17 protein-coding genes and 1 pseudogene are annotated in these 23,192 nt (G+C 51.3%); 9 read left to right on the top strand and 9 right to left on the bottom strand.

Annotation, left to right across the window (positions count from 1 at the left end; translation table 11 throughout):
• Positions 1-15: 15 nt before the first annotated feature.
• Positions 16-2,484 (bottom strand): SET domain-containing protein-lysine N-methyltransferase, encoded by a 2,469-nt coding sequence (locus F4V72_RS06185; RefSeq protein WP_150342435.1) that lies wholly within the window; start codon positions 2,482-2,484, stop codon positions 16-18.
• 301 nt (positions 2,485-2,785) lie between these two features.
• Between F4V72_RS06185 and F4V72_RS06180 the strand changes: the two genes are divergently transcribed.
• A complete protein-coding gene (locus F4V72_RS06180) occupies positions 2,786-3,124 on the top strand; it encodes an SMR family transporter (RefSeq protein WP_023249463.1) in 339 nt (112 codons plus the stop codon).
• Between the two features lie 52 nt (positions 3,125-3,176).
• Here F4V72_RS06180 and uspF read toward each other — a convergent pair whose 3' ends face one another.
• The 3 genes and pseudogenes from uspF to F4V72_RS06165 all read right to left on the bottom strand — a co-directional run bounded on the left by uspF (position 3,177) and on the right by F4V72_RS06165 (position 7,978).
• On the bottom strand, positions 3,177-3,611 hold the full coding sequence (gene uspF, locus F4V72_RS06175; RefSeq protein WP_001082292.1) for a universal stress protein UspF: 435 nt from the start codon (positions 3,609-3,611) through the stop codon (positions 3,177-3,179).
• 481 nt (positions 3,612-4,092) lie between these two features.
• Complete coding sequence (gene nifJ / locus F4V72_RS06170; RefSeq protein ID WP_053529037.1) at positions 4,093-7,617, bottom strand: pyruvate:ferredoxin (flavodoxin) oxidoreductase; 3,525 nt, start codon at positions 7,615-7,617, stop codon at positions 4,093-4,095.
• A 60-nt stretch (positions 7,618-7,677) separates the two neighbouring features.
• Positions 7,678-7,978: pseudogene (locus tag F4V72_RS06165) on the bottom strand (reverse transcriptase).
• Between F4V72_RS06165 and F4V72_RS06160 the strand changes: the two are divergent.
• On the top strand, positions 7,894-8,160 hold the full coding sequence (locus tag F4V72_RS06160) for a putative hemolysin (protein WP_023249461.1): 267 nt from the start codon (positions 7,894-7,896) through the stop codon (positions 8,158-8,160). The pseudogene F4V72_RS06165 and the gene F4V72_RS06160 overlap by 85 nt on opposite strands.
• A 43-nt stretch (positions 8,161-8,203) precedes the next feature.
• On the opposite strand, the gene hslJ is transcribed toward F4V72_RS06160, so the two are convergent.
• Positions 8,204-8,614: a heat shock protein HslJ gene (gene hslJ / locus F4V72_RS06155; RefSeq protein ID WP_023249460.1), complete on the bottom strand. Its 411-nt coding sequence runs from the start codon at positions 8,612-8,614 to the stop codon at positions 8,204-8,206.
• A 110-nt stretch (positions 8,615-8,724) separates the two neighbouring features.
• Positions 8,725-9,714 (bottom strand): D-lactate dehydrogenase, encoded by a 990-nt coding sequence (ldhA, locus tag F4V72_RS06150; protein WP_023176388.1) that lies wholly within the window; start codon positions 9,712-9,714, stop codon positions 8,725-8,727.
• 266 nt (positions 9,715-9,980) lie between these two features.
• On the opposite strand from ldhA, the gene F4V72_RS06145 reads away from it, so the two are divergent.
• The 4 genes from F4V72_RS06145 to F4V72_RS06130 all read left to right on the top strand — a co-directional run bounded on the left by F4V72_RS06145 (position 9,981) and on the right by F4V72_RS06130 (position 13,852).
• Entirely contained in the window at positions 9,981-12,617 is a 2,637-nt protein-coding gene (locus F4V72_RS06145) for a YdbH family protein (protein WP_136058290.1), read from the top strand.
• On the top strand, positions 12,617-12,808 hold the full coding sequence (locus F4V72_RS06140) for a YnbE family lipoprotein (RefSeq protein WP_000784063.1): 192 nt from the start codon (positions 12,617-12,619) through the stop codon (positions 12,806-12,808). Before F4V72_RS06145 ends, F4V72_RS06140 begins: the two co-directional genes overlap by 1 nt.
• Positions 12,809-12,815: 7 nt before the next feature.
• Positions 12,816-13,139, top strand: coding sequence for a YdbL family protein (locus F4V72_RS06135; protein WP_079796369.1), 324 nt, complete (start codon positions 12,816-12,818; stop codon positions 13,137-13,139).
• Between the two features lie 263 nt (positions 13,140-13,402).
• Positions 13,403-13,852: a GFA family protein gene (locus tag F4V72_RS06130; RefSeq protein ID WP_053509769.1), complete on the top strand. Its 450-nt coding sequence runs from the start codon at positions 13,403-13,405 to the stop codon at positions 13,850-13,852.
• On the opposite strand, the gene azoR is transcribed toward F4V72_RS06130, so the two are convergent.
• The gene (gene azoR / locus F4V72_RS06125; protein ID WP_023184234.1) at positions 13,849-14,454 is read right to left on the bottom strand and encodes an FMN-dependent NADH-azoreductase; all 606 of its coding nucleotides are present in this window, start codon (positions 14,452-14,454) and stop codon (positions 13,849-13,851) included. The two genes, F4V72_RS06130 and azoR, sit on opposite strands and share 4 nt — an antisense overlap.
• 200 nt (positions 14,455-14,654) lie before the next feature.
• Here azoR and hrpA point away from each other — a divergent pair, with 200 nt between their 5' ends.
• From hrpA to cybB, 3 genes are all read left to right on the top strand, one after another.
• The gene (gene hrpA / locus F4V72_RS06120) at positions 14,655-18,557 is read left to right on the top strand and encodes an ATP-dependent RNA helicase HrpA (RefSeq protein ID WP_070801335.1); all 3,903 of its coding nucleotides are present in this window, start codon (positions 14,655-14,657) and stop codon (positions 18,555-18,557) included.
• A 75-nt stretch (positions 18,558-18,632) separates the two neighbouring features.
• On the top strand, positions 18,633-19,433 hold the full coding sequence (locus tag F4V72_RS06115) for a YdcF family protein (RefSeq protein WP_023249455.1): 801 nt from the start codon (positions 18,633-18,635) through the stop codon (positions 19,431-19,433).
• A gap of 118 nt (positions 19,434-19,551) precedes the next feature.
• Entirely contained in the window at positions 19,552-20,082 is a 531-nt protein-coding gene (cybB, locus tag F4V72_RS06110; RefSeq protein WP_023249454.1) for a cytochrome b561, read from the top strand.
• Between the two features lie 286 nt (positions 20,083-20,368).
• Here cybB and F4V72_RS06105 read toward each other — a convergent pair whose 3' ends face one another.
• Positions 20,369-21,031: a class I SAM-dependent methyltransferase gene (locus F4V72_RS06105; protein ID WP_053509767.1), complete on the bottom strand. Its 663-nt coding sequence runs from the start codon at positions 21,029-21,031 to the stop codon at positions 20,369-20,371.
• A 496-nt stretch (positions 21,032-21,527) separates the two neighbouring features.
• The gene (locus tag F4V72_RS06100) at positions 21,528-23,069 is read right to left on the bottom strand and encodes a glycosyltransferase family 39 protein (RefSeq protein ID WP_079796370.1); all 1,542 of its coding nucleotides are present in this window, start codon (positions 23,067-23,069) and stop codon (positions 21,528-21,530) included.
• Positions 23,070-23,192: the final 123 nt, after the last annotated feature.

The raw sequence follows: 23,192 nt of genomic DNA, 5'->3' as shown, positions 1-23,192 counted from the left end.
CAGGATGATGTATTTCTATCCCTCTTCCGGTGAAGGTGGTTCCTCCTTAACCTGCGCGGAGCGTAGTGCTTCACCTGACTCAAAATGCCGGTAGTCTGGTCCGTAATCAAACCACAGTTCTTCCCCGGCGCTGATGTCGCGTGTGGTGACGTAAAAGTGAATATTCTTCCCGACAAGCACCGCGCTGACGTTCTGTCTTGCTTCTGTCTCCGCTGTCCGGTGGGTAAATGCCGGACTGTTAATCAGGCTGAGGATATTTCCTTCCGGCCAGGCGGACACCAGGCGCTCCTGGCTTCGCGTGGCAAAATAATAATTACCGGCTTCCTTCCCATATTCTTTTTCGTATTCACACCGTACCTTTTCACTGTCCAGCAGGCGGCCGGAGTAGGGGCCCAGTACGGTAAACGCCGCCAGATCGATTCGCGCGTAGACTGTGCGCCCCCTGTAACCGTCGCTGTCATCAAGGGGAATAGCGACGGACATCATGGCATTCATTCGCGCATCATGCTTTCCTTCATTTTGCAGAAACCAGCGAATATCCTGATTAATTCTGGCTTTGGTCTGCCGGGATAACAGGTTAAAAAGAGGCCCCCACCGTGTAACCTGTAAGGTTTCAATCCTGCCTTCCGCCTGGGTCATCACCGATATCGCCGGGTCACGCCAGTGCCGCAGAATGGGTAATTTATTGTTTATCTGGTGTGTTCGCCAGGTAACGTCATCTTCCTCTTCCTTGATCTGTTTTGCCGGCGGGGCTGAGATATCCTCTTTGGTCGAGGGAAGCGACCGTTTTTCCCCGCTGTGCTCCGGGGGCGCAGTCATGCTGACGGCTATCTCATCGCCTGTGGTTGTTGCTGCGGATGTTGATGCCTGTGGGCTGTCACTCGTGACGGTTGAGGGCGGCGACGGACGTGATGTGCCTCTGGATGGCATCTCACTGTCTGTCGGTGCCAGATACTTTCTTGCGCTTATATAAGATATCCCCCGGGCCTGCGCCCATGTGGCCCATCCACCTGATGTCCGGCGTTCCTCCGGTGACATGTTCAACCATGCCAGAAGTTGCGCCTCTGTAATGGGGGAGCCCCTCTCCCTGGGAGGTTGTAGCCGTACCACCACCTGGGGCTTCAGTCCTGTCTTTGTCAGATAGGCACTCGCACTATTAATGTCTATGCCCTGTGCCTGCGCCCACGTCATCCACCCGCCTGCCTCGCGTTTCGCCTCCAGTGGCAGGTCCTGCCACGCTCGAATCTGCTGATTTGTAATAGGGGTACCTCTTTCCCCGGGCGGTTTCAGGCGCTCTGTACCAAAGGGGGTCAGCCCGCGGTTGGTCAGAAAGATTCCTGCACTTCCGATGGTTATCCCCTGTGCCTGTGCCCACCTTATCCAGCCGCCTGTCTCGCGTTTCGCCTCCAGTGGCAGGTCCTTCCACGCTCGAATCTGCTGATTTGTAATAGGGGTACCTCTTTCCCCGGGCGGTTGTAGTCGTATTGCCCCCCGGGGCGTCAGTCCAGTGTTTGTCAGGCAGGCACTGGCACTGTCGATGTTTATCCCCTGTGCCTGTGCCCACCTTATCCAGCCGCCTGCCTCGCGTTTCGCTTCCTGTGGCAGGTCCTGCCACGCTCGAATCTGCATATTTATAATAGGGGTACCTCTCTCCCCGGGCGGTTGTAGCCGTATTGCCCCCTTGGGCGTCAGTCCAGTGTTTGTCAGGCAGACACCGGCACTACCGATGTTTATCCCCTGTGACTGTGCCCACCTTATCCAGCCGCCTGCCTCGCGTTTCGCTTCCTGTGGCAGATCCCGCCACACCTGAATCTGTGCGTTAGTAATGGAAGAACCTCTCTCCCCGGGCGGCTGTAGTCGTATTGCCCCCTTTGGCCTTAGTCCAGTGTTTGTCAGGCAGGCACCGGCACTGCCGATGTTTATCCCCTGTGACTGCGCCCATACTTTCCAGCCGCCTGCCTCGCGTTTCGCTTCCTGTGGCAGGTCCCGCCATGTCTGAATTTGCAGATTTGTAATAGGGGAACCTTTTGGGCGTGCTTCGACGCTCCCTCCTGTCCCTGTTACGGTAGCTGCCTGGTTGTCATCACTGACTGAGGACCGTGGGCTGTCAACAGCCTCTTTCTGGTGTTGTGTCGAATGCCATTCCTGGTCGCTCAGGTGAAGTGTGACGGAGGGAAAGTCGCTATTTTTACCGGAGGCAATCATGCAGATGGTTTCACCGGTACCGAGTATTCGCTCTGCGGTGAAGTTAGCCTGCCGTCCCGGAGATGCCAGCGCCTTCAGTCTTAAAAAGTGCTTCAGCCTCTCCGGTGGGGACATTCCTTTATCCGGCTGATAAAAAGCGCGAAAGCACTGTGCAGCTTCATCCTGAGCAGACAGGGCGAACCAGTCCCTGATACTGCTCCACATCCCGCTGAAATCGGGGACTGATGTGCTGCCAGGTGTTGGTGAACGAAAATGAATGACTGCTCCAATCCCCCGCATAGGACCTCCTGCTGATGCTTAGCTGGTTTTAGTGTTCTACCATTGTTTATTATTATTTTCTTTTAAATTATGACCATCAGGACTACTTCGATACGGCCCGGTCGGGCTCAACAAAAAAGGAGTGTCTGGTCACTATTTGATATTTTTCGACCGCTAATTTGCAGAGCATAGATGAAGCAAGTTGAAGACTTTTCCCGGTGGCAAATATGGGGCAAAATAGCGAACAAGAGGGAAAAAATGGTCACCAGGATTACTTAAAATATCATCATCGCCTAAAAATACCGAAACGAAGAAGAAATGTATGACTAAAGAAGCTGTAATCTTTCTTTTTATCGCCATCGTGGTAGAAGTTATCGCTACGATCTCATTAAAATTATCGGATAGTTTTACACGTCTTGTACCGAGCCTCGTTACCATTATCGGATATTGTATTGCGTTTTGGTGTCTCACCATCCCAATGCGAACCATCCCTGCTGGTATCATTTATGCCATCTGGTCTGGGGTAGGGATTGTACTTATTGGATTGATGGGATGGTTATTTCTGGGCCAAAAACTGGATATGCCGGCAATCGTTGGTATGTTGCTTATCATCTGCGGCGTAATTGTGATCAATCTGTTTTCAAAAAGCGTAAGTCACTAGGCGATGATGATGGTTGATTTGAGCCCGCACTCTATTATGCGGGCTCGGACTTTTAGCGTACAACCAGTACGGAGCACTCCGCATGACGCACAACGGCTGCGGCGTTGGAGCCCAGCAAATAGGTGGTAATATCCGGGCGATGCGAGGCGATAATCACCATATCGGCCGGTAATTTTTTCGCCATTTCCAGAATTTTATCTTTAGGAGAGCCTTCAGCAACGTGAGCCTGTACGCGGTCAGCGGGAAGGTTAAATTTCTTGATAATCGCTTCCAGTTGAGATTTGGCTTCGGCTTTCAGATCGTCCATTGCGGGGAGCTCCGCGGAATAAGCGAGCCCTAGTGAAGCGTAATAAGGCAAAGACGGGATTACAGTCAAAAAGTGCACCTTAGCGTCGTCAATCTTTGCTTCTGCTTCGACATGCGCAATTACGCGTTGAGTTAATTCTGAATCTGAAATATCGATGGGTACAAGAATCGTTCTGTTCATAAAACCTCCTGTTTAAGTATCCTCTGAAATTCTACTCCCTAATGGCACTTTATGTACAATGACATACGTCACATTTTAGGTGCTGCTCCACGGTGGTCTGAGGGGGCTATCAACAAGGGATGATGGCGTAATATAAAGAGTATTCCCTGTAAATAATCAGCGGGTTGACGCTAAGACTCTATTTCCGCCTTGCCGGGAAAGACCTAAAAAGAGATGTTACCGTTTAATTCAATAATTAATGAAATAATTCGTAGTGAAATAAATATAATTGATACGAATGCTTTCAGGTATATTATATGAAATAAAAATTATACAATATCATTCGGTTACGATATTCTACGTCTGTTATATGCCTTTATTGTCACATATTCATTTTGTCGTTGGGCCATTGCGTTAACCTTTGCTTTCCAGCGTATAAATTGACAAGCCCGAACGGATGTTCGGGCTTTTTTTGTGTCCAGGTTAATCCTTAGAATATTTTTTAATCTGCGCCGGGTTTTTCCGCTTTTCCTGCAAGCAATGCAAGAAAGTCATAGCGTTTTTGCAGATCCATCGCGGCATCTTGCCATAATTGTTCAGCCACTTCAGGCTGTTGCGCATTCAGGCGACGGAAACGCTGTTCATTCAGCAACGTTTCCGCCAGTGCATCTGACGGTGGTCGGGAATCCAGTGCCAGCGGCGGCTTGCCTTCATCCGCACGGCGGGGATCGAAGCGGTATAACGGCCAGAAACCGGTAGCCGTTAACTGGCGCATCTGATCGTGGCTCAGCGCCAGATCGTAGCCATGCTCCTCACAGGGGCTGTAGGCAATGATCAGCGACGGGCCTGGCCAGGCTTCAGCCTCCTGGATGGCTTTCACCGTCTGGTTTAATTGCGCGCCCAGCGAAATTTGTGCGACATAAACATGACCATACATCATCATGCTGACGCCAAGATCTTTACGGGCTTTACGCTTGCCATGTTCGCCAAACTTAGTGACGGCGCCAAGCGGCGTCGCCTTCGACGCCTGGCCACCAGTATTGGAATAACACTGCGTATCCAGAACCAGGATATTGACGTTTTCCGTCAGGCTTAACACATGATCCAAACCGCCAAAGCCGATGTCGTATGCCCAACCATCGCCGCCAATCAGCCAGATTGATTTTTCCACCAGCGCATCAGCATCCTTTAACAGTTCATCTGCGCCTGCAACCGATTTCAGATGTTGGCGCAATGCGGCGACCTGTTCACGCCGAATATCAGGCGTCGCTTCCGTATGCAGCGCCTCGTTTAATTCCGCGGGAATGCGATCGGCGAATTGCGCCAGTAAACGCATAACGCGCGCCCGATGCTGATCCACGCTCAGACGGAAACCAAGACCAAATTCCGCGTTATCTTCAAATAACGAGTTCGCCCACGCCGGGCCGCGTCCGTTGGCATCGGTGGTATAAGGCGTGGAGGGTAAGTTACCGCCGTAAATAGAGGAACATCCCGTGGCGTTAGCGATTAACATTCTGTCGCCATATAACTGAGTCAGCAGTTTAATATACGGCGTTTCACCGCAACCGGAACAGGCGCCGGAATATTCAAACAGCGGCGTAATGAGCTGCGACGTGCGGATATCAATCCGTTCCAGTTTGCTGCGATCGATTTCTGGTAAGTCGAGGAAGAAGTCATAATTCACTTTTTCTTCTTCCACATGCTCAAGGCGCGACATCATGTTAATCGCCTTGATCTGTGGATTTTGCCGATCTTTAGCCGGGCAGACCTCTACGCATAAATTACAGCCAGTACAGTCTTCTGGCGCGACCTGCAGCACATATTTCTGGCCGCGCATATCGCGGGACTTCACGTCCAGCGAATGCAGGCTGGCCGGCGCGTTCTCCATCGCCTGAGGGGAAACGACTTTCGCACGAATCGCCGAGTGAGGGCAGGCGGCGACGCAGTGATTACATTGTGTACACAGTTCCTCTTTCCAGACAGGAATCTCTTCGGCGATATTGCGTTTTTCCCAGCGGGTGGTGCCCATCGGCCATGTTCCGTCCGGCGGCAGGGCGGAAACAGGCAGTGCGTCGCCAAGACCCGCCAACATGGCGGCGGTAACGGTTTTTACGAAATCCGGCGCGGCGTCGGAGACGACCGGCGGGCGATGTGCGCTGTGGGAATTGACCGCCTGCAACGGCACTTCCGCCAGCGACGCTTGTGCCAGAGCCAACGCCTGCCAGTTACGCTCAACCAGATCCTGACCTTTGCTGCTATAGCTTTTGGCAATCGCGCCCTGCAACTCAACCAGAGCGTTATTGCCAGGAAGAATATGCGTCAGGTGGAAGAAAGCCATCTGCATGACGGTATTGATGCGTGCGCCAAGTCCGCATTCGCGGGCGATTTTCGCCGCGTTAACCACGTAAAAACGCGCCTTTTTCTGATTCAACACCGCCTGAACTTCTTGCGGCAGACGCGACCAGACCTCGTCGGCGCTGTACGGCGTGTTAAGCAGGAAGATACCGCCTGGCTTCAGACGCTCCGCCATCTGGTATTTATCGATAAATTGTAATTGATGGCAGCCGACAAAATCCGCTTGGGCAATTAAGTAAGCGGAACGAATTGGTTTTTCGCTGACGCGCAGGTGCGATACCGTGAGCCCGCCAGCTTTTTTAGAGTCATAAACGAAATAACCTTGCGCATACCACGGCGTAGAATTACCGATAATTTTAATATTATTTTTCGTAGCCGATACGCTGCCGTCGCTTCCCAGACCGTAAAATAACGCTTCCAGTTTAGCGCTACCGGGCAGGGTATTTTCCGGTAATGGCAGCGAGAGGTTAGTGACGTCGTCATAAATACCCACCGTAAACCGTGGCTTAGGTTTCGCGCGGCTGAGTTCATTAAAGACCGCCAGTACGCACGCCGGACCGAACTCTTTGGACGATAGCCCATAACGTCCGCCAATGGTGCGCGGTAACGTTTCGCGCTCGCCGTTATTAAATGCCTCCGCCAACGCGGTCATCACGTCCAGATAAAGTGGCTCGGCCTGCGCGCCAGGTTCTTTGGTGCGATCCAGCACGGCGATAGCGCGAACGGTTTCCGGCAATGCCTGTAACAAATGTTTGGCTGAGAAGGGGCGGAACAGACGGACTTTCAGGACGCCGACCTTTTCTCCGCGGACAAGTAACGCATCCACGACCTCTTCGCAGGTGCCGAGGGCGGACCCCATCACAATGATGACGCGTTCAGCCAGGGGATGGCCATAATATTCAAATGGCTGGTACTGGCGGCCCGTAGCATCGCCAAATGCCTTCATCGCCTGTTCTACGTGATCATAAACGGCGTTGTACCACGGATTGGTCGCTTCACGAGACTGGAAGTACGTGTCCGGATTCGCTGATGTTCCTCGAATCACCGGATGTTCCGGATTCAGAGCACGGGCGCGGTGGGCGTCAATCTCCGCCTGCGGCATCAGGTTCAGAATAGTTTCATCCGTTAGCGGTATAATTTTGTTGATTTCATGCGATGTACGGAAACCATCAAAGAAATGAATAAACGGAACGCGGCTTTTCAGCGTAGCCCTGTGTGCGATCAGCGCAAAGTCCTGCGCTTCCTGAACACTGGCGGCGCATAACATCGCGCAGCCTGTCTGGCGAACCGCCATCACATCAGAATGGTCGCCAAAAATAGAGAGCGCGTGTGTGGCGACGGTGCGCGCGGCAACGTGCAGTACAAACGGCGTGAGCTGCCCGGCCAGTTTATACAGCGTTGGAATCATCAGCAGCAGTCCCTGCGATGATGTAAATGACGTAGAGAGCGAACCGGTTTGTAACGCGCCGTGAACGGCGGCGATCGCGCCGCCTTCCGACTGCATCTCTACCACACGCGGCGTATCGCCCCAGACATTTTTAAGCCCATTACCGGCCCAGGCATCTGCTTGTTCAGCCATTGTCGAACTGGGCGTAATCGGGTAAATGGCGATAACTTCGCTGGTACGGAACGCCACCGACGCTACCGCGCCATTACCGTCAATTGTTTGCATATGACACCCTTACATTGCGCAAAAAAGAGGGACACGCCTAATCGTGAGCGCATCCTGTAGTTATCCTTTTATTTTAGCAAAGCCCTTCAAGCCCCATTTTCGCTTTTGTGTCCCTGGCGGGAGGAGAATGGCGGTTTCTTGCCGAAAAGGCGCAAAAAAATTGCCAATAAATGTTAATGAAGCGCATAAATGCGTGCTTTGCCTCTCGACGCGTCAGTTTCTGCTGCCTATTATTTAGGGCGGTGTCGTTGGGATAAATAAACAGAGGGGAGAGAAATGCACGCAGCGTTTTGGGTGGGATGTGCCGCGTTATTATTATCGGCTTGCAGTAGCGAACCTGTTCAGCAGGCAACTGCGGCACATGTTTCGCCAGGGATGAAAGCGGCGATGTCCAGCGCCGGAGAGGCGAATTGCGCTATGATTGGCGGCTCGCTTTCAGCGGCCCGGCAGCTTGATGGTTCAGTGATTGGTATGTGCGCGCTTCCCAACGGCAAACGTTGTAGCGAGCAGTCGCTTGCCGCTGGAAGCTGTGGGAGTTATTAAGCGCGGCGTTTCGCCTGGCGCGTATAACTTTTCACTTAATGGCCTAATGCGCTAAATCCGCCAGTTTATACATTAGCGTTGTTTCTGCCGTCGCCAGCGTTAATTGGTTTGCGGTTAAATCGACCTGCGCGCCTTTGCTGAAGACCTCGCTGATGGTGCCGTCCAGCGCATTAAGCTGCGGATCGGCGCACATCATTCGGGTCATCGCTAAATTTTTCACTTTTAATTCGCCGTCCGACAATTTTCCTTCGCCGGTGAATTGATTGCACATTTTGCCGGATACCGTCATGTCCTCGCCAAAGCTGAGCTCCGGGCCGGTGACCGTTTTACCGTTTACGCTTTCCAGAACAAATCGGTGGTGCTCCAGTTGCTCGCGTTTGACGGACACTTTTCCACTGCTCACACACCCCGTCATTATGATGCTCAGGGCGACCAGCGTGACGATTTTCTTCATTGATACTCTCTGTAATCTGATAGTTAACACTGACTATAGTAATGATATGACCGGATAGATCTTCAGGGGTTATCCGAAAATGCTCCCCTGAGCGTAGGGGAGCGACAGGATTAGAACAGCGCGTTCGGGCAGGCTTCGCCCTTCTCAAGCTGGCTTAAGTTTTGTAACGTGGTTTCAGAGATGCTGATCAGCGCTTCTGCGGTCAGGAATGCCTGGTGCCCCGTAAACAGTACGTTATGGCAGGCCGACAGACGGCGGAAAACATCATCCTGGATAACATCGTTTGACTTATCTTCAAAGAACAGGTCGCGTTCGTTTTCATACACATCCATCCCCAGCGAGCCGATTTTCTGATTCTTCAGAGCTTCGATAGCCGCCTGGGAATCAATCAGCGCGCCACGACTGGTATTAATGACCATAACGCCATTTTTCATTTGATCGAATGCCGCATGGTTCAGCAAATGGTAGTTTTCCGGCGTGAGCGGGCAGTGCAGGGAAATAACGTCCGATTCGGCAAACAACGTTTGCAGATCCACATACTCTACGCCGAGGTCAAGCGCGGCGGCGCTGGGGTAGGGATCAAACGCCAGTAGACGCATTCCGAAGCCTTTCAGGATACGCAGCGCGGCGACGCCGATTTTACCGGTACCAATGACGCCAGCGGTTTTACCGTGCATGGTAAATCCGGTGAGTCCCTCAAGGGAAAAGTTAGCGTCGCGGGTGCGTTGATAAGCGCGGTGAATACGACGGTTCAATGTCATCATCATGCCAACCGCATGTTCGGCGACGGCTTCCGGAGAATAAGCCGGCACGCGCACCACCTGCAAACCGAGCTCTTTAGCGGCATCCAGGTCGACATTATTAAATCCGGCGCAACGCAGCGCGATGTATTTCACGCCGTGTTTTTTCAGCTCTTCCAGTACCGGGCGGCTCCCGTCGTCATTAACAAAGATACAAACCGCTTCGCATCCATTGGCGGTTTTCGCCGTTTTCTCCGTCAGCAGAAAATCAAAAAACTCCAGTTCAAAACCGAATGCTTCGTTCACCTGTTGTAGGTATTTCTTGTCATACTGTTTGGTACTATAGACGGCAAGTTTCATATGACCTTCTCCAGTGATGTTAGAATCACACAAATACGATTAAAATTATTTTACAAAAAATCAAAAATAATTGATAGCAATACATATAATGAATAATTTTAGGCTATCCTTCTCCAGGATACCTCAAATAGCAGGAGGGTGGCCCTGCAACGCGCATAACGCATCACTCGTTTTCAACATGAACTATTAGGCTATGTACGGGCAATCATGCCAAAATAAAGAGATAGCCGACTTAATTCTTCGTTAAATCAGGAAATTATTGGCCCATGAAGGGTAAATATAAAGCCGCCCTTGCGCTACTGTTACTGCTGATTCTTGTGCCGCTAACGCTGCTGATGACCCTGGGGCTGTGGGTTCCCACCCTGGCGGGAATTTGGCTACCCGTCGGCACTCGTATCGCCCTGGAAGAAAGTCCGCGCCTGACGCGTCATGGGGTAGTGATTCCCGATCTTCGCTATCTGGTCAATGATTGTCCGTTAGCCCATGTTACCCAGGCGGAACTGACGCATCCCAGCCGTTGGTTGCTGAACATCAAAAGCCTTGAACTGGATGCCGCGTGCCTGGCGAAACTACCAGCCTCGGAAGCATCTCCCGCCGCGCCGCGTACGCTGGCGCAGTGGCAGTCAATGCTGCCCAATACCTGGATTAACATTGATAATGTCATTCTCGCACCCTGGCCGGAATGGCAGGGCAAGCTGGCGATCGCCATGACGCCGGTCATTCAGCAGATACGTTATCAGGGCGAAAAAGTAAAATTTCAAGGGCAGCTACGCGGTCAGGCGTTGACGGTGAGCGAACTGGAGATCGCCGCACTGGCGAACCAACCTCCCGTTAGCCTGGCGGGTGAGTTTACGTTGCCGCTGGTACCGGATGGCCTGCCGGTCAGCGGTCATGCGGCGATGACGTTGCGTTTGCCGCAGAAACCGTCGCTGGTGGATGCGGAACTGGAGTGGCGTGATAACGCCGGACAGCTTATCGTGATGGCGCGAGGCAATCCTGACCCGATTCTCGATCTCCCCTGGGCGTTGACGCGTCAGCGGCTTACCATCAGCGATGGCCGCTGGAACTGGCCATACCAGGGATTCCCCCTGAGCGGGCGTCTGGCTTTTAATATCGATAACTGGCAGGCAGGGCCGGATAATGCGCGGATCAGCGGTCGCCTGAATATTCTGACCCAGGGCGATGCCGGTAAAGCGAACGCTGTACTGACCATCGGGCCGGGGAAACTCAGCATGGATAGCAGTGCGATGCCTTTACAGCTTATCGGCGAGGCTAAACAGAAGGATTTAATCTTTTATGCCGTGTTGCCAGCCATGCTCCGCGGCAGTCTGGCGGACCCGCAGCTCACCTTTGCGCCAGGCGCATTGCTGCGCTCGCGCGGACGGGTGATTGACGCGTTAGATATTGATGAAATTCGTTGGCCGCTGGCGGGCGTCAAGGTGACGCAGCACGGCGTTGATGGCCGGTTACAGGCTATTTTACGAGCGCACGAAAATGAAATGGGCGATTTCGTTCTTCATCTTGATGGCCAGGCGAATGATTTTCTCCCCGATGCTGGTCGCTGGCGGTGGCGCTATTGGGGGCAAGGAAGCTTTACGCCAATGCGCGCCCGTTGGGATATCGCCGGACAGGGGGAATGGCGTGATAACACCATCAGGCTGACCAGCCTGTCTACCGGCTTTGATCAGTTGCAATATGGCGCGATGACCGTCACATCGCCAAGACTGGCGCTGGATAAACCCATTGTCTGGGTTCGCGATGCCGCAACGCCGTCGCTACAGGGCGCGCTGTCACTGGAGGCGGGGAAAACCGTATTTACCAGCGGGAGCGTGCTGCCGCCTTCTACCGTTAATTTTAGCATCGAAGGTCGCGAGCCGACCCTGTTCCAGTTTAAAGGAGACCTTCGGGCGGGGGCGATAGGGCCGGTACGGCTGAATGGGCGTTGGGATGGTGAACGCCTTCGCGGACAGGCCTGGTGGCCGAAGCAGTCGCTTATCGTTTTTCAACCGTTGCTCCCACCGGACTGGAAAATGACGCTGCGCGAAGGCTCACTGTATGCGCAGGTCGCTTTTTCCGCCGCACAGGGGCAGGGGTTTGAAGCGGGTGGACACGGGGTGTTAAAAGGCGGCAGCGCCTGGATGCCGGATAATAAAATCAACGGCGTCGATTTCATTCTGCCATTTCGCTTTCACAAGGGCGCCTGGCAATTGGGGACGCGTGGCCCCGTCTCGCTGCGTATTGCCGAGATAGTTAACCAGGTTACGGCGAAAAATATCACCGCCGATTTACAGGGCGGTTATCCCTGGAGCGAGTCGAATCCATTACTGCTAAGCGATGTCAGCGTAGATGTGCTGGGTGGTAAAATCATTATGAAACAGTTGCGGATGCCGCAGCACGATCCGGCGCTTTTACGGGTACAAAATATCTCATCCAGCGAATTGATTAGCGCCATAAATCCAAAGCAATTCGCCATGTCTGGTCCGATCAGCGGCGCGCTGCCGCTGTGGCTGAACAATGAAAAATGGATAATCAAAGATGGCTGGCTTACCAATCCTGGGCCAATGACGTTGCGTATCGATAAAGATACCGCAGATGCGGTGGTGAAGGATAATGTTACGGCAGGCTCGGCTATTAACTGGCTACGTTATATGGAGATTACGCATTCGTGGACGAAAATTAACGTGGATAACCTGGGCGTATTAACGATGCAGGCGGCCATTACCGGCAAAAGCTGGGTAGATGGTAAAACCGCGATCGTTAACTTGAACTATACCCATGAAGAAAATGTGTTTACGCTGTGGCGCAGTTTGCGTTTTGGCGACAATTTACAGGCATGGCTTGAACAAAATACAGCGTTGCCGCAACCGCCTTGCCGGAAAGACAAGGACTGTGAGGATAAATAATGAAAATGAGCATTGCCATGCTGTCAGCGCTTGCGTCATTTATAGTGGTGGGCTGCACGCCACGTATTGAAGTCGCCGCGCCTGAGCAGCCGATTACCATCAATATGAATGTAAAGATCGAGCATGAAATACATATCAAAGTCGATAAAGATGTTGAAGAACTCCTGAAATCACGCAGCGATCTATTCTGAGGCCATAATGAAAAAGTATTTAATGCTATGGGGGCTGATGTTGAGTTTGCTCACACCTTCTGTGTGGGCCTTAACCCTGGAGGAGGCGCGCACGCAGGGCCGGGTAGGGGAAACGCTGAATGGTTATCTGGTGGCCTTAAAGAATGATGCCGAAACCCAGAAACTGGTGCTTGAGATTAATCACGCCCGTCGCGCCAGTTATCAGCAGTTAGCGGATAGCAATCATCTTCCCGTGGACGAGGTGGCGAAGATGGCCGGGCAAAAACTGGTTGAGCGCGCCAGGCCGGGAGAATATGTACAGGGAATTAATGGTAAATGGATGCGTAAGTAACCGCTGTCTGACACCTTTTTCACCGCATAATGCATTTTTATATTGATAATCTCTGAACTTAGTCGTTTGCGCCGGAATTAGGATAGCCGTGCGGCGTCATCTCTGATGGAGTGTCTCGCATTCATATCCCGAAAAAAGCAATTTATGGACAATCTCAGTTGAGCTTCAAAACAGACATACGGAGGGCGTACTTAAATTAGCTAAACCAGAAACGCTCTTTCTATACTGTTGTCGGGTATCACTATTCGCGGGAGTAACCGGGTATGACATCTGAAAACTTATCTGCTGCCTGCCACTGTGGCAGCGTCGTGTTTACCGTTCAGCTTAGCGATGGCTTTCATACTGCCAGGCGTTGTAACTGTTCGTTTTGCCGGATGCGCGGGGCGGTGACGGTTTCTGCGCCGCTATCGGGCATTAAGGTGGTAAAGGGGCAGGATAAGCTTACCGAATATCGATTCAATACGGGCAAGGCGGTGCATTTTTTCTGTTCGGTATGCGGAATATATACTTTTCATCAGCGCCGATCCAATCCCGATCAATATGGGGTCAATGTGGCATGTATTGAAAATGTGTCGCCTTTTGATTTCGCCTGTGTTGACGTCAATGATGGGGTAACACATCCCAGCGATGGCGACAGTAAGGGCGTGATAGGATATTTGCGCTACGAACCGAAGACGTCACCTCCCGTCGAAACGGGAGGTGAAAATGTTTAGGCGGCCACCACGCTGTCAATCGCGGCTTTCGCATCGGACTGGGCTTTAGCCGCCACTTCCGGCCCGTAGGCGATGCCTTCGGCAAAGACAAAATTCACGTCGGTGATACCGATAAAACCAAGGAACACTTTCAGGTAAGGCGCAATCAAATCCGTCGGGGTGTCTTTATGGATACCGCCGCGGCTGGAGAGAACCACCGCGCGTTTGCCGGTTACCAGACCTTCCGGGCCTTTTTCAGTATAGCGGAAGGTGATACCGGCGCGGGCAATCAGATCAAAGTAGTTTTTAAGCTGCGTCGGGATATTGAAATTGTACATCGGTGCCGCAATAACGATGACGTCGTGGGCTTTCAGTTCAGCAATGAGTTCATCGGACAGTGCCAGGGCGTCCTGTTGACGTGGCGTTAAAGGCGCATCGCCCGGACGCATCGCGCCCACCAGCTCGCCATCCAGCACCGGAACAGGATTGGCCGCCAGATCGCGGACAGTAATTTCATCTGCGACGTGTTTTTCGCGCCATTGTTCAATAAAATAGTCAGTCAACTGACCTGACTGAGAGTACCCTGCCAGAATACTGGATTTAAGAACTAATACCTTGCTCATGGGTGTTTCCTTTTATGTGTTTGAAGGGGCGCGCCCCGTTGCTTGTTGACACTTTATTCACAAATATGTCGCAGGGATAGCGCAATATATCGAACCCTTTGTTCGAAATTATTGAACAACGCACAACAAGCCCCAATGTGGTACTCTATACCTATCATTTAAAACGATTTTAAACAGGCAGAATGCTGCCCAAGATCCTTATGACAGAACAATCTACGTTGACGCTTCAGGCGTTACAGCAGCGGCTGGATTCACTGATGCTGCGCGACCGACAGCGCTTTGCGCGCCGCCTGCATGGCGTGAAGAAAGTGAAAAATCCTGATGCGCAACAGGCCATTTACCAGGCGATGGCGAAAGAAATTGAACAGGCTGCGGCGCAAGTCGTCCTGCGCGAAGCGGCCCGGCCCTCAATTACTTATCCGCAAAATCTGCCTGTCAGCCAGAAGAAACAGGACATTCTGGAAGCTGTCCGCGACCATCAGGTGGTGATCGTCGCAGGGGAAACCGGTTCCGGTAAAACCACCCAGTTGCCGAAAATTTGTATGGAACTGGGGCGCGGAATTAAAGGACTTATTGGTCATACTCAGCCGCGCCGCCTGGCGGCGCGCACCGTCGCTAACCGTATTGCCGAAGAGCTGCAAACGGAGCCGGGCGGCTGTATCGGCTATAAAGTGCGTTTCAGCGATCATGTGAGTAGCAATACCATGGTCAAACTGATGACGGACGGTATCCTGCTGGCGGAAATCCAGCAGGACAGGCTATTGATGCAGTATGACACCATCATTATTGATGAAGCGCACGAACGTAGTCTGAATATTGACTTCTTGCTCGGCTATCTGAAAGAGCTTCTGCCGCGTCGTCCCGATCTGAAAGTGATTATTACCTCTGCGACCATCGACCCGGAACGCTTCTCGCGCCACTTTAATAACGCGCCGATTATCGAAGTCTCTGGCCGAACATATCCCGTAGAAGTCCGTTATCGCCCCATCGTTGAAGAAGCCGACGACACTGAACGCGATCAGTTACAGGCGATTTTCGACGCCGTTGATGAACTGGGGCGTGAAAGTCCCGGCGATATCCTGATTTTTATGAGTGGAGAACGGGAAATTCGCGATACCGCCGACGCCCTGAACAAGCTGAACTTACGGCATACCGAAGTGTTACCGCTGTACGCACGCTTGTCGAACAGCGAACAGAACCGCGTTTTCCAGTCGCACAGCGGACGCCGTATCGTGCTGGCGACTAACGTGGCGGAAACCTCGCTGACGGTGCCGGGTATCAAATACGTGATCGATCCTGGCACTGCGCGTATCAGCCGCTACAGCTACCGCACTAAAGTGCAGCGCCTGCCGATTGAACCGATCTCACAGGCTTCCGCCAACCAGCGTAAAGGGCGGTGTGGGCGCGTATCGGAAGGGATCTGCATTCGTTTGTATTCGGAAGATGACTTTCTGTCACGTCCGGAATTTACCGACCCGGAGATTCTGCGTACTAACCTGGCGTCAGTCATTTTGCAGATGACCGCCCTGGGGCTGGGTGATATTGCCGCCTTCCCGTTTGTCGAAGCGCCGGATAAGCGCAATATTCAGGATGGCGTGCGTTTGTTGGAAGAGTTGGGGGCGATTACCGCCGACGAACAGCAGACGGTGTATAAACTGACGCCGCTGGGCCGACAATTATCCCAGTTGCCGGTCGACCCGCGACTGGCGCGTATGGTTCTGGAAGCGCAAAAACATGGCTGTGTGCGCGAAGCGATGATCATCACTTCCGCGCTCTCTATTCAGGACCCGCGCGAACGTCCTGCGGACAAGCAGCAGGTTTCCGATGAGAAACACCGGCGCTTCCATGATAAAGAGTCCGATTTCCTGGCGTTTGTCAATCTGTGGAATTACCTCGGCGAGCAACAAAAGGCACTGTCGTCGAATCAATTCCGCCGTCTGTGTCGCACCGACTATCTAAACTATTTACGCGTGCGTGAGTGGCAGGATATCTATACCCAACTGCGTCAGGTGGTAAAAGAACTGGGGATTCCGGTAAACAGCCAACCAGCAGAGTATCGGGAAATTCACGTCGCGTTGTTAACGGGGCTGTTGTCGCATATCGGGATGAAAGATGCCGATAAGCAAGAGTACACCGGCGCGCGTAACGCCCGATTTTCTATTTTCCCCGGCTCCGGTTTATTCAAAAAACCGCCGAAATGGACGATGGTCGCAGAACTGGTGGAGACCAGCCGTTTGTGGGGGCGCATCGCTGCCCGCATTGAGCCAGAATGGGTAGAGCCGGTAGCCCAGCACCTGATTAAGCGCTCATATAGCGAACCGCACTGGGAGCGGGCGCAAGGCGCGGTAATGGCGACGGAAAAGGTCACTGTCTACGGTCTGCCGATTGTCGCCGCGCGCAAAGTGAATTACAGCCAGATTGACCCAGCGTTGTGTCGCGAGTTGTTTATCCGCCATGCGCTGGTGGAGGGGGACTGGCAAACCCGCCATGCCTTCTTCCGTGAAAATCTAAAACTGCGTGCGGAAGTCGAGGAACTTGAGCACAAATCGCGCCGCCGCGATATCCTGGTGGATGACGATACCCTGTTTGATTTTTATGACCAGCGTATTAGCCATGACGTTATTTCCGCCCGCCACTTTGATAGTTGGTGGAAAAAAATCAGCCGCGAGACGCCGGACCTGCTCAACTTTGAAAAAAGTATGCTGATTAAAGAAGGCGCGGAAAAAATCAGCAAACTGGATTACCCGAACTTCTGGCATCAGGGCAATCTCAAGCTGCGTTTGAGCTATCAGTTTGAACCGGGCGCGGATGCTGACGGCGTGACCGTCCATATTCCGTTGCCGCTACTTAACCAGGTTGACGAGAGCGGTTTTGAATGGCAGATCCCAGGATTACGCCGTGAATTAGTTATCGCGTTGATTAAATCGCTGCCAAAACCGGTACGTCGTAACTTTGTTCCGGCGCCAAACTATGCTGAAGCGTTTTTAGGTCGCGTAACGCCGCTGGAGCTACCGCTGCTGGATGCGCTGGAGCGAGAACTGCGCCGGATGACTGGCGTCACGGTCGACCGGGAAGACTGGCATTGGGATCAGGTGCCCGACCATCTGAAAATCACGTTTCGCGTCGTGAATGACAAAAACAAGAAACTGCAGGAAGGGCGTTCGCTCGCCGAACTTAAAAATGCGCTGAAAGGTAAAGTGCAGGAGACGCTCTCAGCGGTGGCGGATGACGGCATCGAGCAGAGCGGGCTGCATATCTGGAGTTTCGGCGTGCTGCCGGAAAGCTACGAACAGAAACGCGGTAATTATAAAGTGAAGGCGTGGCCGGCGTTAGTGGATGAGCGTGACAGTGTCGCTATCAAATTGTTCGATAATCCGCTGGAACAACAACAGGCGATGTGGGGCGGTTTACGCCGTCTGCTGTTGCTTAATATTCCCTCACCGATTAAGTACCTGCATGAGAAATTGCCGAATAAAGCCAAACTGGGGCTGTACTTTAACCCGTACGGCAAAGTACTGGAGTTGATTGATGACTGTATCGCCTGTGGGGTAGATAAACTGATAGATGCCAACGGCGGGCCGGTGTGGAGCGAAGCAGGTTTCACTGCACTACATGAAAAGGTGCGTGCCGAGCTGAATGATACTGTGGTGGATATCGCGAAGCAGGTTGAGCAGATCCTGACGACCGTATTCAATATCAATAAGCGTCTGAAAGGGCGAGTGGATATGAGCATGGCGTTGGGACTTTCCGATATCAAGGCGCAGATGAGCGGTCTGGTATACCGTGGTTTTGTGACTGGCAACGGCTTTACACGTCTCGGCGATACGCTGCGTTATCTGCAGGCAATTGAAAAGCGACTGGAGAAACTGGCGATCGATCCGCACCGCGATCGGGCGCAAATGCTGAAAGTCGAAAGCGTCCAGCAGGCGTGGCAACAATGGATAAACAAACTGCCTCCAGCGCGTCGCGAGGATGATGATGTCAAACAAATCCGTTGGATGATTGAAGAGCTGCGCGTCAGTTACTTCGCCCAACAGCTCGGTACGCCTTATCCTATTTCCGATAAGCGTATTTTACAGGCCATGGATCAAATTACGGCCTAAAAAGCCAGGCGACGACGTCTTTCAAAGAGATCCGGTACGAGTTCGCTAGCCTGTCAGGAACAAAAAGGAGGAATAATGAATACAAAGCCATTTCCGGTACTCTCCGGGGCAACATTGCTGGCGGTGAATACCGTCGGACAGTGGCTGGCGCAAAATGATTTTTCCGGCGAACAACCTTATTCGTCAGATTGCGTCGTCCTGGCGGGCAATGCGGTGATCCCCACTATCGACGCGGCTTGTCGCATCGCCAAAGCGCAGGGTGTTCCTTTACTGATTAGCGGCGGCATTGGTCATTCAACGCCGTTTTTGTACGCCGCGATCGCCCGGCATCCGCGCTACCACACTATTTGTACAACCGGACGCGCCGAAGCCGCTATCCTCGCTGATATTGCGAACCAGTTCTGGCATATTCCGGCTGAGAGAATTTGGCTGGAAGATCAGTCGACTAATTGCGGCGAAAATGCGCGTTTCTCCTGCGCATTGCTCCGTCAGGCGAAAGAAAACATTAACACGGCTATCGTTGTGCAAGACCCCACCATGCAGCGGCGCACTATTGCGACCTTCCGGCGCGTGACAAACGACGACACCGATGCGCCGCGCTGGCTGAGTTTTCCTGGTTTTGTTCCGGTACTGCGCCATTTTAATGGCGGTACAGGATTTACCGATGCTGAAGAGGGCGTCTGGACGGTAGAGCGTTATCTGTCTCTGATTGCGGGCGAATTGCCACGTTTGCGCGACGATGAAACGGGATATGGACCGCGCGGTAAAGATTTTATTATTCACGTAGATATCCCACGCGATGTTGAAACCGCGTGGCAGGTATTGCAGGCAGATACTACACTGCGCAGTGCGTTAGATCAGCGAGCGTTGTGCTAAAAATCGCCCGTTTGTGAGGGGGAACAGGCAAGTGCGACACCACCACCTCATAAATTTGATGAATTATTTATAAAAGCTGGTTATGTTGTCGCTTTACGGTTTTCATTCAGGACGCGTTATGGGCAATAAGTATTCCGGCCTGCAAATTGGCATTCACTGGTTAGTCTTTTTTCTGGTTATTGTGGCTTATGCCGCGATGGAGCTACGCGGTTTTGCGCCGCGTAGTTACCGACCCTGGTTTAATATGACGCACGTTTCATGTGGTATCACTATTTTGCTTTTAATGGTGGCGCGCTTGTTTATTCGGCTGAAATATCCCACGCCGCCCATTATTCCCCGTCCAACACCGATGATGACCGGAATGGCGCATTTGGGGCATCTGGTGATTTACCTGCTATTTATAGCGCTGCCTGTTATTGGTCTGGTGATGATGTATAACCGCGGCAATCCCTGGGTCGCATTTGGTATTGTCATGCCCCATGCCGCCGAAGCTAACTTCGAACGTGTGGATATGCTGAAATCCTGGCACGTCACGCTGGCGAATCTGGGCTATTTTGTTATTGGACTTCATGCCGTTGCTGCTCTGATACATCACTATTTCTGGAAAGACAATACGTTGTTACGGATGATGCCGCGTAAGCGTTCCTGAACCTTCCCTTTTATGGCGTTTGTCGCCGGGTCTGGTATTTCGATTAATTGCCGCTTTAGGCGAGCAGGGCATGTATCAGTGGGGATGGCGTATTCAGTACAGAAAACGCCTGCGTCTAACCGAGACCCGTGACGCAGGCGAAGGAGAACGGGTCTACATCGGAAGCGGGTATTATACTTATTTGTATGACAAATAAAATAAACAATTACTATCCCGTGATCCAATGTTTAATCAATGGGTTAAACCCACAAGATCGCGCTGTCCGACCGGGCGGGAGTGCCTACTCTTACGATGAACGTGGCGTGGTGGCGGAAAATAGCGCGACGGCGCCATGTTGCTCCAATGTCACCTTAGCGAAATGTTCGACCAACACGCTGCGTAACGTATCGGCTGAGTCATTGGTATTACTGAATATTCCTTTCTTGTTATAAACAGCCATCAATTTCTTGCCAAAAGCATTGTGAGGAACCTCTTTGCCCAGAATCGTGGCACCAAAAAGCGTGCCGCCGGGTTTAAGCGCCATACCGGCATTTTTAATTGCTTTCGCTTTTGTTGTCATCTCACCGGGTAAGCAGTGCAGAAGATAGTACATAGAAACAGAATCGAAGCGTCCGTGCCAGTCCGCCGGGAACGTGTCGAAAACATCATGTTGTAGCGTGGCGCGGATTTTCGTATTACCCACCCGGCTGGCGGCTATTTTCAGGCTATCCGGATTTAAATCCATCAGCGAAATGGCATGAGTCGCAGGCGCATGTTTCAGGTAATAACCTGTGCCTACGCCAATATCCAGGTGAGTCTCGCCCATGTGATGCAGGAAGAAAGGAAGTAGTCGCGTATCAGTAGGACACTTCCAGGCATATTTGTTTGAGATATTTAGTACCCACCAGTCATATAAGCTAAGCGTGAAGGGGTTATAGACTTTTGCGCCTGATTGTTGTGTATGCTTCATTGTTCTCTCACTAAATAATTTCGCGGTGGGATTAAAGCAACGAAGTAATCGTTAGGCAAGCATTAATCAGATGGGTGAGTAATTTAATACTCAGCATGAAATCGAGATCGTGAATTAAGCTGTTATCTGATTTTAAAGAAGGTCGAGGATAATGATTGCTGATGAGGGATATCGATGAGTCATATTATTATAAACCGATAATTAATAATCGCTATCATTCACATATTAATCCTTGCGACAGCGACAATCCAATTAAATACAGGAGGAAAGTATTTATTCGCACATATAAAACGATTATTGCACATGTGTTGATATTTTAAACGTTATGATAAGATAGACATACCTATCCTGAGTTAATAAGGCAGTTAAATATTTCCTACCCGGAGGAGATATGATTGAGGTTTTTGACGCGTTTGCCTGGAGTTTACTGTTTGGCGGCCTGGCAGTGACTGTACTGTATATCACCGCACTGGATAGAAAACAATAATCATCGAATTTAACGCGCTTGTTGACCCGGTATTACAAATAATTGTACCTGAAATCTACCACTTCTGAAGCTTGCGATATTTTTCCATTCTGGCGGCAAGGGGTAATCCCGGCAGAAGTTGCCGCCGCTTATCAACCAGACACGATGGTGACGTTTTGAAAGCGTTGTTAGATTATCAATATATGTTTGATCGGCTTGCGCATAGAACAGAGAGCCAAATCCATAGGCGTTTGGTCTGCCTGATGTTCCATCTGCGTTAGGCGGTGTATAAAGAAACGTACGATAATCTCGTCTGTTATAATACACATAGCTTAAATAATCGAACATTTTACTGACTATCACGGCATCATTAGGTTGGTAGCGGGTGTTGATATAGTTTACCAGTGGCTTAAACTCATCTTTACGCGTAGGATTATTATGATATAAACCATAACCGAATAATAAAGTAAATACGAGAAAACAGAATCCACAAAACGCTTTTTTTACGCGGGTGAGCAATGCCGCGAGCAGGGGAGGAATGCTTAGCGATGAGAAGAAGAAATAACGATCGATAAATAATGGCATCCACCAGGAAATGAGAAATACCAGCGTCACAGGGATGACCAAATTACAAAATAATATCAGCCGATATCTTTCATTTTCTCCGTTGCATAAAGATATTCGCCCCACAGTACCGATAAAACTTCCCGCCGCCAGCCACAGAATGATCGCCGGAAAATCCTGTCCGTTGTTTCCGGTAAAAAAATGCCAGTACATAGCAGGCAGATCACGCCATGTTATGGGTGCAATCCAACCGATATCATTACCGGCTCTCAACTGCGCCATATGAGTCAATAAATTAAACAATACGGGCAACCAGGGGAGATAAACTACAGCAATCGCCAGGTTAGCAAACCACCAGCCAGGAAGTTTAAGGTAGCAGGTCGTTTTATGGCTCTGGCAGGATAATATTGTTACTGCGATCCAGTGGGCAATAAGTACAAATATGGTGAAATAATGGGTATAAAAGCTGAATGTCATGAGCAAAGCATACGCTACAAGATAGCGATTATTTACGGGTGTTTTTACCCACATCATCAATGCTAACGCGGCAGCGAGCGTTAGCATTCCTAATAACGCGTACATGCGCGTTTCCTGACTGTAATGTACTGCCATCGGCATCAAGGCCACGAACCATCCCGCCAATAACGCTGTACGTTCATTCGCCAGCCAGCGTGTAAGTGCGATAACCAACGCAACTGTCAGAATCCCAAAAAGTAGACTGAGAGAGCGTACCGCTGTAATGCTGTCACCCAATAATATCATCCAGTCATGTAGTAACAGATAATAAAGCGGAGGATGCACGTCAAAAGCGGCATGGAAGAGCAGGCTATCTACATTATGGCGACTAATAAGCACGCTGGACGCTTCGTCACACCAAAGGTAGCGGTCAGTTAAAAACAACAACCGTATAATGACGGAGAACATGACAATGAGACGAACATGATATTTATACTTTATTTTTCTTAACCCATTACCGGGCTGCCATATTGATAGTTGTGGTAGCGCCATGAATATCCTCAATGGAGTAAGACTCAGACCAGGATAGATACCTAACGCAATAATGTAGGGTAAAACCTTAACCAACAATAAATAAAAATAACTTTGCTAATAGTCAGAGATGAATTAATCAGA

The sequence above is a fragment of the Salmonella enterica subsp. diarizonae genome, assembly GCF_008692785.1.
GTDB classification, from domain to species: domain Bacteria; phylum Pseudomonadota; class Gammaproteobacteria; order Enterobacterales; family Enterobacteriaceae; genus Salmonella; species Salmonella diarizonae.
The sequence above is the reverse complement of the archived record's forward strand: the minus strand, read 5'-3'. Positions and strand labels throughout refer to the sequence as shown.

Bases quoted from the DNA above. Each gene is read 5' to 3' on its own strand.
- F4V72_RS06185 (WP_150342435.1), bottom strand. From the start codon at position 2,484: ATGCGGGGGATTGGAGCAGTCATTCATTTTCGTTCACCAACACCTGGC.
- F4V72_RS06180 (WP_023249463.1), top strand. From the start codon at position 2,786: ATGACTAAAGAAGCTGTAATCTTTCTTTTTATCGCCATCGTGGTAGAA.
- uspF (WP_001082292.1), bottom strand. From the start codon at position 3,611: ATGAACAGAACGATTCTTGTACCCATCGATATTTCAGATTCAGAATTA.
- nifJ (WP_053529037.1), bottom strand. From the start codon at position 7,617: ATGCAAACAATTGACGGTAATGGCGCGGTAGCGTCGGTGGCGTTCCGT.
- F4V72_RS06160 (WP_023249461.1), top strand. From the start codon at position 7,894: ATGCACGCAGCGTTTTGGGTGGGATGTGCCGCGTTATTATTATCGGCT.
- hslJ (WP_023249460.1), bottom strand. From the start codon at position 8,614: ATGAAGAAAATCGTCACGCTGGTCGCCCTGAGCATCATAATGACGGGG.
- ldhA (WP_023176388.1), bottom strand. From the start codon at position 9,714: ATGAAACTTGCCGTCTATAGTACCAAACAGTATGACAAGAAATACCTA.
- F4V72_RS06145 (WP_136058290.1), top strand. From the start codon at position 9,981: ATGAAGGGTAAATATAAAGCCGCCCTTGCGCTACTGTTACTGCTGATT.
- F4V72_RS06140 (WP_000784063.1), top strand. From the start codon at position 12,617: ATGAAAATGAGCATTGCCATGCTGTCAGCGCTTGCGTCATTTATAGTG.
- F4V72_RS06135 (WP_079796369.1), top strand. From the start codon at position 12,816: ATGAAAAAGTATTTAATGCTATGGGGGCTGATGTTGAGTTTGCTCACA.
- F4V72_RS06130 (WP_053509769.1), top strand. From the start codon at position 13,403: ATGACATCTGAAAACTTATCTGCTGCCTGCCACTGTGGCAGCGTCGTG.
- azoR (WP_023184234.1), bottom strand. From the start codon at position 14,454: ATGAGCAAGGTATTAGTTCTTAAATCCAGTATTCTGGCAGGGTACTCT.
- hrpA (WP_070801335.1), top strand. From the start codon at position 14,655: ATGACAGAACAATCTACGTTGACGCTTCAGGCGTTACAGCAGCGGCTG.
- F4V72_RS06115 (WP_023249455.1), top strand. From the start codon at position 18,633: ATGAATACAAAGCCATTTCCGGTACTCTCCGGGGCAACATTGCTGGCG.
- cybB (WP_023249454.1), top strand. From the start codon at position 19,552: ATGGGCAATAAGTATTCCGGCCTGCAAATTGGCATTCACTGGTTAGTC.
- F4V72_RS06105 (WP_053509767.1), bottom strand. From the start codon at position 21,031: ATGAAGCATACACAACAATCAGGCGCAAAAGTCTATAACCCCTTCACG.
- F4V72_RS06100 (WP_079796370.1), bottom strand. From the start codon at position 23,069: ATGGCGCTACCACAACTATCAATATGGCAGCCCGGTAATGGGTTAAGA.